A 17,597-nucleotide genomic window follows, 5' to 3' on the forward strand; every position below is an offset into this window, starting at 1 on the left:
ATTAAAATACTATAAAATTATTTTTTAGGAGAACAATGAATAAGAAAATATTAAAAAGTTTTTTTTCAATTACAACACTAGCAAGTGTGATTTCACTTGCAAGTTGTAATAATCAAAATCAAACAACAATTGAAAAAAAATACGAAACTAAAAAGGCACAAGATAATAAAATAGTTTTTGCAACAGCTCAAAGCAAAGTTTATCCTTTAATGATTGCAATGCAAGAACTAGTTCCTTTATACAATGAAGTTATGAAAGATAATCCTGATTTTCTTCCTATAGAACTACAGTTATCGGATAAAAGCGGAGCAAATAGCGAACTTGAATTAGCTGCTAATGAAGCAAAATATATTAAAGAAGATAGTGAAAAATTAGCTAACTTAATATTAGGAAACCAAAGTGGAGCATTTTTAGTTAATCAATATGGTAAATTATTAGAAACAAAAGATATTTTACCTAATTCATCTTTTATTAGTAAAATTTTAAAAACACATACAAAATTAGTTGGAGAAAACATCAAGGATGATACTAAAATCTTTAATTTACCTTTTGATTTAAGTGATATAGATGCTTTTTCTATTAACATAGACTTACTTGGTAAAATTTTTGAATTGTTAGAACAAAACAATGCACAAATAGATAAAAATAGTGAAGTTTATAAATACATTCAACAAAATAAAGGAAATGGAAGAAACATTCCAGAAGATTCAATAATAAATTTCATAAAAGTAAAAGCAAATAATAATATTAACAATATTGTAGTTAATGATGAAACATTTAACAATATTACTAAAATTTTTGAATTTGCTAGATTAGTGCATAATTCCTTTGAAATCGACCAAGATAAAGCTACTAAATTTGGTAAAGATATAAGAGATTTAGCAATATTTTCTATTGACTATCAAGAAGACACATTTTTTAAAGTATTAAATAATAAACTCAAAGGTAAAAAACTTTGGACTTTAAAAGAATCTAAAAATCCTTATGATTTATCAGAAATAGATTATGCAATTGCTAACGACACAGAAATTCAAAGAATTTTTAAAGAAACATTTGATGAATTTGTGCAAAAAAACAGCAAATTAGAAATAAATAAAGCAAACACTACAACAAAAAAACCTGTATTTTATGATGTAAAATATGAAAACAATAAAAACGAATGAGCTTCTTGAGACATAAGAGAATACAAAACAGTTTTTGCTTTTGCAGCAGCTGTTGGTTATGAACAATCTATAGATAGTCCTACAAGTAGAGCATTTTTTGCAAAAAATAATAAAGAGATATCAGATAAATTTACAAGTGATTTAGATGTTTGATTAAGACCACAAGTTACAAAAAATTTACCAAGTGATAATTACTCATCTTACTTTGAAGGAGGTTCAAGTTTAATTCCTATTTCTGTTGATAATGGTGGAAAAGAAGATAAAGCAACAAAATTATTTTTAAAATGATTATATTCCGGAGAAGTTGATTATCGTGGTAAAAAGATTAAAGTAAGTGATTTAATTTCACAAAAATCATCTTATATTATTCCATTAAAAGAAAAATTAAATACAGAATCTGCAAATTGATATGACCATCAAATTGAATCTTTATCAACACAAAGTAATGAAAACGGAACAAAAATAGATACTCTAAGCAAAAAAACAACTAAAACACCAGAAGAAGAAAAAGAAATTGAAAATTTACGTAAAGAAAACGCAAAAATAGAAACAGAAATAAATTACGTAAAAGCAGCTAAAATTTCATACGAAAGTTTAAAAAACTTCGTAGATAAAGAACAAGAAGACAATGTCTTTTTACCAATAGATCAAAAATCTTCAAAAATTATTAAAGAAATTCAAACAATGCTTTTAAATTCTACTTTAAAAGAAAATTCAACTAAAATTTCTGGAGAAGCAGCATTAAATAAAATTTTAGAAATAATAAGATCAAAAGAATAGGAAAGAATGAATTCAAAAGACAGAAAATATTACAATGAAGTACATTATTTTATAGATAAAATCAATAAAAAAGTAATTTTAGAAAAAAGTTTTCACGAACAACTTTTAAAAAACAAAGGAACTTGAAACGGATTTAAAAAAATAGGTGGTTCGTCAATTGGCGATGTATTAGAACTTGATCAATTTAAATCTCAATTTCTAGCTTTTATAAGAATGTCTAAATTAGATATGCCTATTTTAGATACTAAATACATAGATGCCGGAGTAGCAATCGAACCTAAAGTTATTGATGTCATAAGAAAAATGACACAAAAAGAAGTGGAAGTTTTTCCACCTGAAAAATATTCATATGACTATTTTAAAGGTAAAGACGATATTATCGGTGGAATTCCTGATGGATACATCAAAGATTTAAATATGATTTTAGAAATTAAAACAACTCAAAGCAAAAATTTCGATAAATGAGAAAAAGGTGATTTACCTTCTGCTTATTTAAAACAAGCACAACTTTATTCTTATTTAATGGGTTGTGATACTTTTGCAATAGTAGCAACATTTTTAGAACAAGAAGATTATTTAGATCCAGAAAATTATCCAATTGAAAAAAGAAAAATAAGAACTTATAAATATAAAACAAATGTACCACAAATCGAAGATGACATTGTTAAAATAAAGGAATGATATAATTTTTACACAACAAAAGGATATTCACCACAATACAATGAAAGAACTGATGGAGAGTTATTAGAATATCTTGAATGTAGAAATGAAGAAGAATGGATAAAATTAATAGATAAGTGAACTTTACAAGGGAAAATCAAAGTAAAATAGTGGAAAAAGACTTTATAACTTTTAATCATTTTTATAAATACAAAACTTGTCAAAAATATTTTATTTGAAATAAAATTGATACTCAAAAAAATGATTTTGATATCGATGAAGAAGAACAATCAGAAAAATTTTGAGATGCTGTTAATTTTAGTGAATTACTTAATGAAGAAAATTTAAATTTTGTTTCTACAAGAGCATCTGTTTTTACTTCATTAGAAAGAGAATTTGAAAATTTTATACAGCAAAAATACCGGATAAACAATGTTTATGTTGTTAAATCCAAAAATAACGAAGAAGCAATAATTGAAACTGAAAACATATTAAGAAATAACAAATATAAAGTGATTTTATATCCAGTTTTTAAATATAAAAATGCAATTGCAAAACCAACATTAATTGATTTAGAAAATAAAAAAATTTCTATTTTAAAACTTTCTACATCTACCAAAAGAAAAGATATTCTTCGTCCTTTTTGAGACTTTTGAATAACAAACAAAATTATTAAACTTGAGAATATTTCTTTATTTTTGCTAAATTTAAGTGAAGAAAGTAAAAAAGATTCAAAAGATTTTTCTGAAGTATTTTATTTAAACATAAACAAAACTAAAAAAAGTTTATCTAAATCAATGGAAAAAGAATTAAATAATGATTTGTTTTTTTATAAAACAATTATATATCAACAAGGATTAACTCCTCAAGAATACGATTCTATGATAAAAGGAGAGTTTGTTCCTGAAAATAATATTTATGCAATGATTTCTTCAAGAACATTACCTATAAATTCAAAAAAGGATGAATATTATGATTTTGAAACTATTGAAGAAATTATCGAAAATATAAATGAAGCTAAGTCTATTAATGATTTTGATAATTTAACAACTGAAGATAATTCACTTTTTGGAACAAATTCAGATTTTAATGATATTTTGTCTTTAAAAGAACCAACTATATTTGGTTATAGTGGTAATATTTTAAAAAAAGAAAAAATCATTTCTTTAATTGAAAATAAAAATATAGCAAGTATAAAAACCCAATTAAGCGATAATTTCCTTTATTCTCAAATAAATTCACAAGATATTAAAATTTTTAAATCAGCAGAATTAGAAAATATAATTGATATTTTAAATGATAAAAACAAAAGAATTGTATGATATGACTTTGAAGGATTTTCTTTACCTTATCCACCTATGAATGGAGTTTTACCATATCAGCAATTAGTTTTTCAACTTTCTATTAAAGAAACATTAGGTAATAAAATCATTTCTAACAATTTTGAAAATGAAAATGTTGTTTATGATCCACAAAAATTAACAATTAAAACTTTTGAAGAAATTATTACTAAAATATATTCTAATAAAGCTGATTATTTTGTTGTTTTTAATAAAGGTTATGAATTAACCAGAATTAAAGAAATGCTAAAACTTATAGAAAAAGAAGATTTACAAATGCATCAAAAATTAAGTAATTATTTTTCTCATATTGTTAAAAACACTATTGATTTAGCAGACTTTTTTAGTGGTTATTCAGAAACAAGAAAAAATCTACCTTTTATTTTTATTCCAGAGTTAAAAGGTTTTTATAGTATTAAAAAGATAGAAAAATATATAACAAAACACAATATTAAATTAGATCATTTAATAACTCCTTATGTAGAATTAGAAATTCAAAACGGATTAAGCGCTATGAACAAAGCAATAGCTCGTTACATCGGTTTCATCGGAGATAAAGAATGACAAGAAATTAAAAAAAATTTAAAAAAATATTGCGAAAACGACGTAATGGCAATGATAATGGTAAAAGATTTTATAAATTTTTTAATCAAAGAAAAAACTCAAAAAAGCAAAAAATAGTTTAAAAAAATGCTTATTTGAGTTTTTTTCTTCAATTTTAGTAAATTTAATTTTTTGGATATACTAAAAATTTATTTGTATACTTGCCAAAATAATAGTAAAATGAAAAAGATAAAAAAATAACTAAAGGAGATTTTATGAAAAAGAAAATCAAGATTAGTAAAAAGAAAATTTCTCTAATTTCAGTAGCAGCATTATTGACTACAAGTGCAATCTTAATACCATCTATTTTAATACCTACATTACATAAAAAAGATAATATGAACAATAGTGCTTTGGAAACTAATGAAAATGGTTCTGTAAACAATAACACTAATACCAAAAATAAAGGAAATACAGTAATTTCTGAAAATGAACAAGCTAATATGACCAGTAGAAATGGTCATAGTAATATTAATACAAAAGGCAATCAACAGACTGATAAAGAGATTAGTAATTCTGATGATACTGATAATTCAAATGTGAAAAATTCTAAATTATCACTTTCAGAATTCAAAACTTTTATTAATCAATTTAATAATGATTGATCAAATATAACTAAAGGAAAATCAGATTATAAATATCAATCTATAATTGATTTAAAAACAAAGATAGATCAAGAAATTAAAGATTTAGAACAAAAAGAAGAAGATTTTGATTATAACGATGCAAAAGTTAAGTATGAACAAGAATTAAAATCTTTACCAAAGAAAATTTACAAAATTGAAGATATTACTGTTATTAATATAGAAAAAGCAAATTTAGTTCAAAAAACTAATAGTATGTTTGTTTTATCTTTAGATGTTAATGTTGCAAACTTGAAAACTAAGGAAAATAGAGATTTGTTTTTATTAACTAATGATGAGCAAGTAACAACCAAAATTAAAAAGATAGATTTTAATACTTGATCCAAATTTGAAGATCAAGGTACACAAAAAATTGAATTTGTTATTGATTATGAAATTCCAAGAACAATCACTTTAACAAATTTAAAATTAGGAACACAAAATAATGATTTAATAATTAATCTTCCAGATTCTTTAAATAAATCTATAACATTCCAAAGTTTAGAGTCAATTGCTAAAAATTGACAAAAAGAATATGAACCACAAACAAATAAATATAAATTTTCATTTGAAATTTTCAATAATTTAACTTTAGGAAACAAAGCAAATAAAGTTACTTTTGAAACTTCAAATGGAAATATACAAGCGGATTTTGTTTTAGAAACATTAAACGAAAATACTCATAAATACACTATAACCGTAGATGGTCAAGGTAGTGGCGAAGAGGATTATTTAGTAAACAAAATGAAATTTGGAAATCAAACTCTTAGAACATTTACTTATAATGAAACAACATTAGCCCATATTAGAGATTGATATTACATCAAAAAACAACCACTAAGGGTAATAAATCTTGCTTTAAAACCAAGTGATTCCAATAATAGTTTATTATTAAGTTTCTTTTGAGAAACTAAAGATATACAACCTAAAACCAATGGTGAATATAAAGGCGTTGCTAAGTTAGAAAAGATTTCTAATGGAAAAGTTGTCAAAACAGAAACAAGAACTTTTAACATTAGTTCTGCTTCTGATGGTGCAGCATTTCTTTTAAGAAACCTAGATAGAACTTCAACTTATAGACTTGTTGAACTAAGAATTGATAATCATAGACAAACTTTAGATAAATGACAATATGGTCAAAGCAACGAAGCAACAACAAAGTAAAAAAATAATTCAAGTTTTTGAACTTGAATTTTATTTATGAAAATTAATTTGTTGATCTGCAAAAAATAAAATTTTATTATTTTTATCAAAACTAAAATAAATTTCAATTGATTCAGAATCACTTGCTTCATTGTTTATAAAGGTAATTTCCTTTATATTAGCAAAATCTTCATATTTCATTAAATTATTTAATAAATTAAAATCTATAAAAGAAATATTATGAAAATCTTTTGAATTTGAATATTCAATGTATTTAATAGATATTTTTTTATATCCTTTATTTTCACTATCTTGAATAAAAGTTTGCTTTAAATTAAATGTTAAAGTTTCAATGTTTGTGTTATTTCAAAAAGGATTGAAAACCATCGAAAGATTTTCATTATTGAATTCTAAATGTAAAAGATCATTGTTTTCAAAAGCACTTTCTTCAATGATTTCTACTTTAGCAGTAATGCTAATTTTTTCTAATTGGTTATCAGCAAAAGCAAATGATTTAATTTCTTTTAAGGAATTTGGCAATTCAGTTTTTTCTAAAAAATTAGTTTCAAATGCAGAGTCTTCAATTATTTCGATTTTATTATTTCAAACAATTTCTTTAATAGTGCAATTCATAAATGCAGAAAGTTTAATGATTTTTAAATTTTCTGGAAAGATAACCTTTTCAATCCCTTTGGTTGCAAAGGCTAACTCATCAATTATTTCTAAATCTTTAAAACTACTTAAATCTAAAATAGCATTTTGAAAATACTCTTTTTGCTTCAAGATTGCTAAAGATTCTTTTTTGGTTAATATTTTCATTTTTCTCCTTTGTCTTTACAATTTTATATTCTAATTGGAAAAATAGAAATAAAATCTTATTTTTTTCCTTTTTTTAGTAAAAATTGAATAAAAAATAAATATTAAGTGAAAGGAGGGACAAATGAAACAAAAAGTGACTTTGGTTAAGTTGACTAATGAAGAAATAGAAAACATTGGTGGATCTTTTGCATTTGCAGCAGTTCTACCTTATATCCCTTTAATGGTTAGTTCTATTGCTTCACTTGTTGCTTCTGCAAAAATGGCAACAAGTTCATCAGGAGAAATAAAAACCAAAGAAGGTTTATCTCAAAAATGAGATTCTCCAACAACAAAAGATAGTGGTAATACAAAAACCATAAATCCTATCTATTTTATTTACTAAAATTATTTTTTTTATATAATTATCAATATGAAAAAAAAGATTTCTATTAATAAAGTAATAAACTTTTTATTTTTATTCTCCTTTTTATTTTTTCTTATTTTTTTTACGTATGTTGCCATAACTAAAATCTTTAAAGATGCAAAATTAGAATTTATAATCGGTGGAATAATATTTTACTTCATAAATTGTTTATTTGCTATTTATTTATTTTTACAAGAAAGACATATAGATGCAAAAATTTCTTGAATATTAATTATCCTTATTTTCCCCTTTTTTGGTCCAATACTCTTTTTAATTTTTGGAAGAAAATATAATTATAGAATAAAAGAAAAAGACTATTTACTTAATAGAAATTTAACTCCTTATGATAATGATTTCTGTGGTTTTAATTGTAAACAAAATGTTAATTTAGATTTATTTGATAAAGCTCATAAAATATTTACAACAAATCCTAAAAATTTTAATAGTTCATTATACTTAAATGGTTATGATTTTTTTGAAAAGTTATTTTTAGATTTAAAAAATGCCAAAAAATTTATTTTCATAGAACTTTATATTATTAAAAATGATTTTATGTGGTTACAAATGAAAAATATTTTAATTCAAAAAGCAAAAGAAAATGTTGAAATTAAAATTATTTTAGATTGATTTGGATCTGCATCTCTTCCAAAAAAAGACTTTAAAGAATTAAAGAAATTAGGTATTCAATTTTATGTTTATAACAAAATTTGATTTCCTTTTATTCATTCTAAAAGTTTTTATAGAATTCATAAAAAACTTTTTATTATAGATGGTAAAATAGGTTACATTGGTGGAAATAATTTAAGTGATGAATATTCTAATTTTTCAACAAAATACGGAATTTGGTTCGATGCAAACTTAAGAATAAAAGGACAAATTGTTGTTGATTTAACCAATTCATTTATCAAAGATTGAAATTTATGAACTGATTATGAGATTACTGATATCAATTCTTATTTAAATATAAATTTCAATATGAATAATGATTTTAAAGAAAATTATGGATTAATTTTTGAAGGTGGTCCAAGATATGACGTTTCTTTTTTAGAAACCTTTATAATTCAAATGATATATTCTTCAAAAGAAAAAATTGAAATTTTTACTCCTTACTTCATTCCTACAAGAAGAATTTTTCTTGCTTTAAAAGAAATGATTATTCTAGGTAGAAAAGTTGAAATTTATTTACCTGGAAAATATGACAAAAAATACGTTGAATGATTCACAAAAGATTTTGCAAAACAACTTGAAGAATATGGTGCTCAAATATTTGAATTTAAAAATATTTTTTCTCACACTAAATCAATGATTATTGATGAAAATATAGCATATACTGGAACAATGAATTTAGATATTAGAAGCTTTTATTCTCAATATGAAATTAATGTTTTAATTCAAGGTCAATTTATTAAAAAATTTAATGAAAATATTAAAAATTTAAAAGAAAAAAATATTGTTATACCTAAAACTTTCACAAATACAAAACCTACTTCTAAAGTTAAAAAAATGATTATCGAATTATTCAAAAGTCTTTTATAAACATTTTGTTTTATAGTTTAAATAAAATCAAGCAAAAACTTGTAAAAAAGCAAGTTTTTGTTTTTTTATAATAAAAAGCTAAAAACAAGCAATTTCCCTGTATTTTTGGCAAAATCAGGAGTTTAGATACAGAAAAACATCTGCTTTATACATAAATAAACATTATTTTTTAATATAATTATAATATTAAATAAATTAGGCTATTAAATAAAACAAGAAAGGAAAAAATGGCAAAAAAAGAATTTGAAAAAACAATAACAAAACAAGAGTTAGCAAATAGAATTTGACAATCTGCAAATGGTTTAAGAGGTAATTTAGAAGCATATGAATATAAAGACTTTATATTATCTTTTATATTCTATAGTTTCTTATCTCAAAAACAAATTGATTTAATGCAAGAAAAGTTTGAATTTTCAATCGAAGAAATTCAAGAAATGGTTTCTAACTATACTGAAATTTATACAGATAATGAAGATAAAATCACAGAAATTAAAGAAAAAATCAATTTAATAAAAGAAGATTTAGGATATTTCATTTTTTACAACGATTTATATCAAGTATGAACAACAAACAAATATGGAAAACAATCAGATTTTAGCATTTCCAAACTTTCAGAAGCAATTCAAAGATTTAACAAAAATATTATAGATGATCAAAAATACAAAAACTTATTTGAAGATATTATTATGATTTCTGTTGAACAGTTGAATAAACTTGGTTCCAATGTTCAAGAACAAACAGAAACAGCTAAAAAAATAATGGAACAAATTAAAGATATTCCTGTAACTAATCAGAACTATGATGTTTTAGGATATGTTTATGAATTTTTAATTGGACAATTTGCTTCTACAGCGGGTAAAAAAGGTGGTGAATTTTATACACCACATGAAGTTTCTGTTCTAATGTCTGAAATCATTGCTTGAAACTTTAGAGATAGAGATAAAATAAAGGTATATGACCCTACTTCAGGTTCAGGTTCTTTACTTTTAAATATTGGATCAACCTTTAAGAAATATGACAAAAACAAAGATTCTGTAACTTATTATGCTCAAGAAAAAGTTAGAACTACTTTTAACTTAACTAGAATGAATTTAATTATGAAAAACATTAATTCAGCCGATATTAATGTTAGATGTGGTGATACTCTTAATGAAGATTGACCGGTTAGTGAAAATAACGGTGATATTATTTCTGTAGATGCAGTCGTTTCTAATCCGCCTTATTCTTTAAAATGAAATCCAGAAGGAAGACAAACAGATCCGCGTTATGCAGATTATGGAGTTGCTCCAAAATCAAAAGCAGATTATGCATTCCTTTTACATGAACTATATCACTTAGATACAAACGGAATGATGGCGATTGTTCTACCACACGGTGTTCTTTTTAGAGGTTCCAGTGAAAAAGAAATTCGTACAAAACTTATTAAAAATCAAAAAATTGAAACAATTATTGGTTTACCTGCAAATATTTTCTTTGGAACAAGTATTTCTACTATCGTAATGATTCTTAAGAAAAATAAAGCAGATAGTAACATCCAATTTATCGATGCTTCTAAACTCTTTGTCAAAGATGGAAAAAATAACAAACTAGAAAAATCGCATATTAAAAGAATTATTGATGTTTATAAATCAAAAGCAGAAATTGCTAAGTTTTCTAGAAATGTTACTTTAAAAGAAATTGAAGAAAATGACTTCAATTTAAACATTTCTAGATACATTGATAACTTTGAAAAAGAAGAAACACACGATTTATATGCATCAATGTATGGCGGAGTACCTAAAGTGGAGCTTGATGAATTAAAAGCATATTGAAATAATTTTAACTCCCTTTTTGACACAATCACAACCAAAGTTAACGATTCTTACTTTAAACTCATTGATAAGAGCTTAATTCAAGATAAAGTAAAAGAAAATAGTGATGTTAAAGCATATTCAAATCACTATTTACAAATCATTAGTGATTTTAGTAAAGGAATTTCTAATTTAACTTCTTCATTAGACAATATTTTTAAACTTGATGATAAGTATTTAGATAATATTATTGATAAATATATCTTTGAAGATTTAGAAGACGTACCGTTATTAGATAAATATGAATTATTCCAAATAATGCTTGATTATGCTCATAAACATATTCAACCAACAATTTCTGTTATTCAAAAATTTGAAGGAGAAGAATTTAGCACAATCCTTGAACAAACAACAACAATTAGCAAAACCAAAGATGGTAAAGTTAATAAAATCGAAAGTGAATTATTTGATATTGATACCATTGGTAAATTTAAACTTACCTCTTTAATTAATTCAATTAATGAAAAACAAGAGCAAATTACAGATTTAGATTCCCAAATGAATTCCATTGTTGAAAGCATTAATGACGAAGACAAAGATGAAGAATTATTTAAAGATGGAGTAATAAAAGCCGCAGAAGTTAAAAAATACATTAAAAAAATTGATTCTAATGAACAATGAGAAGAAGAATCTTTAGAATGCAAATTATTAGAATTTGATAATTTAAATAACCAAAAATCTGACTTAAACAAAGACTTAAAAAATTTAAAAACAGAATTAAACCAAAATATTGAAATATACTTATCAAACATCACTGAAGAAGAATTCTTTAATTTATTACACAAAGAATGAATTAGTAATTTTGAATCTATTATTTTTGAAAAACAAGATGCTATTATTAACTATTTAATTTCCAAATTAGAATATTTATATGATAAATACTTTGATACTTTAAGTGACATCAATAATCAAATTAAAGAACAAGAATCCAATCTAATTAATCTGCTTTCTGAATTAAAAGGTGAACCTTCAGATATGGAAGCAATTGAAGAGTTAATAAAAATTTTAGGAAATAAATAAAATGATTTCAAAAGACAAGTTAGTTCCTTCTTTAAGATTTAAAGAATTTACTCACGCTTGAGAACAGGACGTTTTGGGGAATTTGTTTGATTCTTATGGTGGAACATCATTAGAAAATTACTTTAACAATCATTCTAATTATAAAGTTATTAATATAGGTAGTTTTTCTGAAGACTTTAAATACAGAGATCAAAATATTAGAATAGAATTGACAGAAAAAACTAATAAATTTCTTTTAAAACAAGGTGATTTAGCTATGATTTTAAATGATAAAACACAAGAAGGAAAAATAATCGGTTCTTGTTTAAGAATACAGGAAAATAATACTTTTATATATAATCAAAGAACTCAAAAGTTATCTCCAAAAAATAAAATTATTGAAAGTAATTTTTCTTATTTTCTTTTAAATAATAAAAAAAATAGAAATAAAATTTTCAAAAGTTCTCAAGGTAATACACAAATTTATATAAATTGATCAGATATTAAAAATATTAAATATTTAATTCCAAACAGTTTAAAAGAACAAGAGAAAATTTCTAGTTTATTTGATAATTTGGAAGAAATCCTTTCACTTCACAAGCGTAAGTATAATTTCCTAAAAAACATTAAAAACACATTACTTGACAAGATGTTTCCATCTCAAAATTCAAACATTCCAAGTATAAGATTCAAAGAATTTACTCACGCTTGAGAACAGGACATTATTCAAAATTTATTAAAATTTGAAAGACCTGACAAGTATATAACTAAATTTTCTGAATTACCTAAAAAAGGGAAATTCCCCATATTAACAGCAAATAAATCTTTCATTATAGGTTATACTGATGAAACAAATTTTTATAATTCTAAATGTATTGTTTTTGATGATTTTACACTAGATAATAAATATGTAAATTTTCCTTTTTTAGTCAAATCTTCTGCTATTAAGATACTTTCTGCAATAAATAAAAGCGATGATTTATTTTTCTATTTTTTACTTTTAAATTCACAAAAACTCGAAAGTCAAGGACACGCGAGACATTATATTAATATAGTTTCCAAACATAAAGTAAAGTTGCCAAAAACTTTATCTGAACAAACAAAAATAGCCAATTTATTTAGTTCGATTGATTTAGTCCTTTCACTTCACAAGCGTAAGTTAACAGCATTAGAAAATATAAAAGCAAAACTATTAGAAAGGATGTTTATTTAATGGAACACAAAGAATTAGAATTTGAAAAATCTTTATTAATTAAGTTAAAAAACTATGGTTGAAAAAATCAAAGTATTGAAAATTCCCAAATAAGCGATACACTTGATGGAATTAGTGAAAAAGAATTAGAACAAAACTGAAGAAATATTCTTTTTGAACTTAATAAAGCAACTCTTAATAATGTGCCTTTAGATGATGAAGAATTTGAAGAAATTAAAGCAAAAATCTTTAATTCAGCAAATAAAGTTGTTGAAATTCATAGTTTACTTCAAGGTGAGTCAATCCCTTTTCAAAGAACAAATCCAAATTTAAGTGCAGAAGATAAAAAAGGTTTGATTTATTTAAAAATATTTAGTAATACAGAAATAAAAGCAGGAAATACTATTTATCAAACAGCAAGACAAGTTTCTGTTTCTGCTCAAAAAGAAAGAAGAATTGATGTTTTACTATTAATAAATGGTTTACCACTATTTTGTTTAGAGTTAAAAACAGCAAATATTGGTATTGAAGATGCTAAAAAGCAATTAATTCAATATGGGAAAAATGGGGTATTTTCCACAGGATTACTTAAATTTGTACAAGTGCTTGTAGCACTAACTCCAAATAATATGGAATATACTTCAATTGTTGATGATTTTAGCAATTTCAACATTAAAGACTTTAGATATTGAAAAAATAAAGATAATCAAATAGTTAATGATATTGATAAAATAATTAACTTATTTTTCAAAATCCCAGAAGCACATAACTTAATTTCTAACGGAACAATAATTAAAGACAATAAATTATTAATCACTAGAAGTTATCAATTTTATGCTATTAAAGCAATTCTTGATAAGATCAATGAAATTAAATACAAAAACGAAAATAAATGCGGATTTATTTGACATACAACAGGTTCTGGTAAAACTTTAACAAGTTTTCAAACAGCAAGTCTACTTTTAAAAAGAGAAATGGTTTCTACTGTTGTTTTTGTAGTTGATAGAATCGATTTAAATGAACAGAGTTTTACAGAGTTTAGTGAATTTTCAAAAACAAATAAAGATAAAATCAAAATTATAAATACTTATGGAATTAAAGATCTAGAAGAAAAATTAAAAGAAACAGCAAGAAACAGCGGTTTATTTAAAACAATTTTTATTACTTCTATTCAAAAACTATCTCAATTAAGAAAAAATTACTTCAAGCCAGAAGAAAAAATTGCTTTAATTTTTGATGAAGCGCATAGAAGTAGTTATGGTCAAATGATGAATAAGATTCAAAGTCAATTTGAAAATGCTATTTTTATTGGATTTACAGGAACTCCAATTCATTGAGTTAATCAAAAAAATGAATTAACTACCGAACAAGTATTTGGACCATTACTTCATAAATACACCATTATTAATGGTTTAGAAGATGGAAATGTTTTAAGATTTAGTAATAATTATATAAATTTTGAAAATATGCTTTTAGAATACTTTTATAAAATTCAATGTAATCATTATGGTGAAGAAATTGAAGTTGATAGTACAAAAATAAGATATAAACTTTCTGCTTGGGCAAATCAAGGAAGATTCAATTCAAGTGATTTAGAAATTTATAATTTATTAAATCAGAAAAATAGTTTAGATAATCCAGAAGCTATTATTAAAATTGAAAGATGATTAAAAAACAACGATTACTACGATAATGATAATTTTAAAAAAGTAGTAGTTAAAGATATTTTAGAACACTGAATTAGTACAAGTAATAACAGAAGATATAGTGCGATTTTAGCTACTAAAAAAATCGATGACGCTATCAAATATTTTAAATTATTCCAAGAAGCTAAAAAATCAGTTCCGGAATTAGCAAACTTTAATGTAACAGCTTTATTTGACAAAAATATCGATGCTGTTTCAGAAGAAGAAGCAAAAAACTTTTCTAAACTAGAAGAAATTAAAAATATTTATGATACTTTTGAACAAGATTTTAAAGATAATCCAAAAGTAACCACTGCTAATCTTGATGAAAACTTTAAAAGTGTAATTTCTAAAATTTTTAAAGAAAGACAAATTATAGAAGGAAATAAATATCCAACAGTAATTCTTGATTTATTGATTGTTGTAAATCAAATGCTAACAGGATATGATTCCAAGTATATTAACACCGTTTTTTTCGATAAAATACAGGAAAATGAACATTTAATTCAATCAATGTCTAGAACAAATAGACTAGAAAATGCAAATGATAAACCATTTGGTTCTATCTATTTTTACAGAGAACCTGGAACCATGAAATCTAATCTTCAAAGAGCGCTTGAGATTTATTCAGGAGTTCATAATGTTGATATTGAAGCAGATTCAAGTGAAAATCTAATAAAAAATGCTAAAAAATATTATCAAGAAATTGAAGCTATTTTTAATAATTGAAATTATCCAAACTTTGAAGAAGTGCCAAAATATGATCCTAAATCTGAAAACCACATTCTTAAGGAACAACAAAAAAGATTTGTTGGTAATTTTACTAAACTAGAAAAAACACTTACTTCTTTATCACTTTTAAGAAAAGAACCTTATAAAGAACTTTCAAATGTCTTTAATGAAGAAGATATTAATAAACTTAAATTAAGATTTAAGGAAATCGATTTAAATGCTCTTAGAGACAATAAAGAAAAAGATGAAATAGATGAAACAATAAGTGATTTTGATTTAGATTGAATGTCAGAAAGAACTTTAAACACTCAGATGATTGACATTCATTTTTTTGAAGTTCACTTTACATATAAAGGGAAAGTTGCAGAATTAAAAGCACCTATAAACGAGTGAAGTGAAAAAGAATTTCATCAAAAACTGGCACAAGTTGATGCAGATACAAGAAAACTTCTTCTGCAAATTGATGCAGATATTAGTGATGGTAAAACTATAATTGAAGAAATTTACTCACAATTTGGTGGTTTAAAACAATATTTAAATTTCTTAAAAAATAAAGAACTTAATGATGATAAATCTAAATTTAAAGCAACCTATCTTATTGATCAAGATGAAAACATTAGCAAAGTCTTTGATGAACTTTGAGATTTAGAAGAAAGTCGTTGAAAAGAAAATGGAAGAATCGATACTATAGAAAAGTATCTAAAAACCATAAAAGATGAACAACCTTTAAAAGAATACATTCTTTCTAAAAATAAAGACTGTAAATTGTATATAATCTACAAACAATTTAAAGAAGATCTCAAAAACAAAAAAATAAACTAAAACACCCAAAAAAATGGGTGTTTTTTGCGTGGGTGAACTTATGTTTAAATTAAGCTAGATATTGATCTCATTACTAAGTCAATATCTTTATTTTCTAATTCATTAATTATGTGTAAATATATTCTTTCAGTTGTATTCATACTTGCATGCCCTAATCTTCTTGCTACGGAAGCGATAGATACTCCAGCATACAATAAAATTGATGCATGGGTATGTCTTAAGGCATGAACAGTAATTGGAGGCACATTAGCTTTTTTGCACCTTCTTATTAAAATATCATTTATTGTTGAGTTATAAATTTTTTCTTTAAATATAAAAATTGGTTTATCTGGATCTAAATCTTTAATAATTCCAGCAAATTGTGAAGTAGTCATTCAATCAAGTTGTACTTTTCTAATTGAAGACTTATTTTTGGTTGGTAAAAAGCCACCGTGTTCTTTGTAATTTCAAGTTTTAGAAACATTTAATGTTTGTTTAACAAAATCAAAATCTTTAGGCGTAACCGCAATAGCTTCAGAAAATCTTAAACCGGTTTTAGCAATTAATAATATTAATCAATCCATGTTTAATTTAGAGTCTAATTTAAGTGTTTTTAAAAGCAATTGCAATTGAAATTGATTTAAATATTTTTGTCTTTTTTCTCTAGGTGCTTTTCCTTTAATAACTACTTTTCTAGTTGGATCTGTTTCTAAATAACCATCATCCAATGCATCAAGTAAGCAACTTTTAAGATGATGATGGAAATCCATTGTTGTTTGTTTTTCATGAGTTAAGGCATATTCATTTAATAATTTTTGATATTCATATCTATCTAATTCATTTAACTTTAAATTTGGAACTAACTTTATGATTCAATCTAATGTTAATTCATATTTTTTAAAACTTACCTTTCTAATTGAATCCTTTTTATATACATAGATTCAATTTTGAAAGTATTTATAAAGTAAAATATCTGATTTTTTCTTCATTTTTCTCCTTTTTCACCCACGCTCGAAAGAAAATTCATATTTTACTTTATAAAATTATTTTACTTTTGCTTTTTAGAAAAATAAAAAATTACTTAAAATAAATTTTTTTTCATTTCTAAAACTTATGCTTGTGAAGTGAAAGGATTGAATCAACGGTTTCTAATAAATTAGCTATTTTTGTTTGTTCTCTTAAATTTGGGAACTTTATTTTCATTTCAGTGATCGTTGTCATTCTCAAGGAATCTACCGTTCCTTTTGCTGACATCGATATTGCTCTTT

12 protein-coding genes are annotated in these 17,597 nt (G+C 23.9%); 9 read left to right on the forward strand and 3 right to left on the reverse strand.

Annotated elements, in window-relative coordinates; genetic code table 4:
* The first annotated feature begins 35 nt into the window (after positions 1-35).
* The 4 genes from ACXX85_RS02215 to ACXX85_RS02230 all read left to right on the forward strand — a co-directional run bounded on the left by ACXX85_RS02215 (position 36) and on the right by ACXX85_RS02230 (position 6,333).
* A complete protein-coding gene (locus ACXX85_RS02215) occupies positions 36-1,943 on the forward strand; it encodes a P68 family surface lipoprotein (protein ID WP_436358401.1) in 1,908 nt (635 codons plus the stop codon).
* A 6-nt stretch (positions 1,944-1,949) separates the two neighbouring features.
* Positions 1,950-2,774 (forward strand): MAGa7180 family putative nuclease, encoded by an 825-nt coding sequence (locus ACXX85_RS02220; RefSeq protein WP_436358400.1) that lies wholly within the window; start codon positions 1,950-1,952, stop codon positions 2,772-2,774.
* The gene (locus tag ACXX85_RS02225; RefSeq protein ID WP_458557670.1) at positions 2,741-4,624 is read left to right on the forward strand and encodes a DUF2779 domain-containing protein; all 1,884 of its coding nucleotides are present in this window, start codon (positions 2,741-2,743) and stop codon (positions 4,622-4,624) included. The genes ACXX85_RS02220 and ACXX85_RS02225 overlap by 34 nt, the downstream gene beginning before the upstream one ends.
* Positions 4,625-4,761: 137 nt before the next feature.
* Positions 4,762-6,333, forward strand: coding sequence for a hypothetical protein (locus ACXX85_RS02230; RefSeq protein ID WP_458560513.1), 1,572 nt, complete (start codon positions 4,762-4,764; stop codon positions 6,331-6,333).
* A 30-nt stretch (positions 6,334-6,363) separates the two neighbouring features.
* On the opposite strand, the gene ACXX85_RS02235 is transcribed toward ACXX85_RS02230, so the two are convergent.
* The gene (locus ACXX85_RS02235) at positions 6,364-7,131 is read right to left on the reverse strand and encodes a leucine-rich repeat domain-containing protein (RefSeq protein ID WP_458557708.1); all 768 of its coding nucleotides are present in this window, start codon (positions 7,129-7,131) and stop codon (positions 6,364-6,366) included.
* Positions 7,132-7,252: 121 nt separating this feature from the next.
* On the opposite strand from ACXX85_RS02235, the gene ACXX85_RS02240 reads away from it, so the two are divergent.
* The 5 genes from ACXX85_RS02240 (at position 7,253) to ACXX85_RS02260 (ending at position 16,350) form a co-directional block, all read left to right on the forward strand.
* Positions 7,253-7,513, forward strand: coding sequence for a hypothetical protein (locus tag ACXX85_RS02240; protein ID WP_458557709.1), 261 nt, complete (start codon positions 7,253-7,255; stop codon positions 7,511-7,513).
* 27 nt (positions 7,514-7,540) lie between these two features.
* Positions 7,541-9,070: a phospholipase D-like domain-containing protein gene (locus ACXX85_RS02245; RefSeq protein WP_458557710.1), complete on the forward strand. Its 1,530-nt coding sequence runs from the start codon at positions 7,541-7,543 to the stop codon at positions 9,068-9,070.
* Between the two features lie 227 nt (positions 9,071-9,297).
* The gene (locus ACXX85_RS02250) at positions 9,298-11,940 is read left to right on the forward strand and encodes a type I restriction-modification system subunit M (RefSeq protein ID WP_458560514.1); all 2,643 of its coding nucleotides are present in this window, start codon (positions 9,298-9,300) and stop codon (positions 11,938-11,940) included.
* A 1-nt stretch (position 11,941) separates the two neighbouring features.
* Positions 11,942-13,132, forward strand: coding sequence for a restriction endonuclease subunit S (locus ACXX85_RS02255; RefSeq protein WP_458560515.1), 1,191 nt, complete (start codon positions 11,942-11,944; stop codon positions 13,130-13,132).
* Positions 13,132-16,350 carry a DEAD/DEAH box helicase family protein gene (locus ACXX85_RS02260; RefSeq protein WP_458560516.1) on the forward strand — a complete coding sequence of 1,073 codons (3,219 nt, stop codon included), beginning with the start codon at positions 13,132-13,134 and terminating at the stop codon, positions 16,348-16,350. The genes ACXX85_RS02255 and ACXX85_RS02260 overlap by 1 nt, the downstream gene beginning before the upstream one ends.
* A gap of 44 nt (positions 16,351-16,394) precedes the next feature.
* Here ACXX85_RS02260 and ACXX85_RS02265 read toward each other — a convergent pair whose 3' ends face one another.
* On the reverse strand, positions 16,395-17,318 hold the full coding sequence (locus ACXX85_RS02265) for a site-specific integrase (RefSeq protein ID WP_458557354.1): 924 nt from the start codon (positions 17,316-17,318) through the stop codon (positions 16,395-16,397).
* A gap of 115 nt (positions 17,319-17,433) precedes the next feature.
* The gene (locus ACXX85_RS02270) at positions 17,434-17,583 is read right to left on the reverse strand and encodes a restriction endonuclease subunit S (protein ID WP_458560517.1); all 150 of its coding nucleotides are present in this window, start codon (positions 17,581-17,583) and stop codon (positions 17,434-17,436) included.
* Positions 17,584-17,597 lie beyond the last annotated feature (14 nt).

This window comes from Mycoplasma sp. Z386 (genome assembly GCF_054343375.1).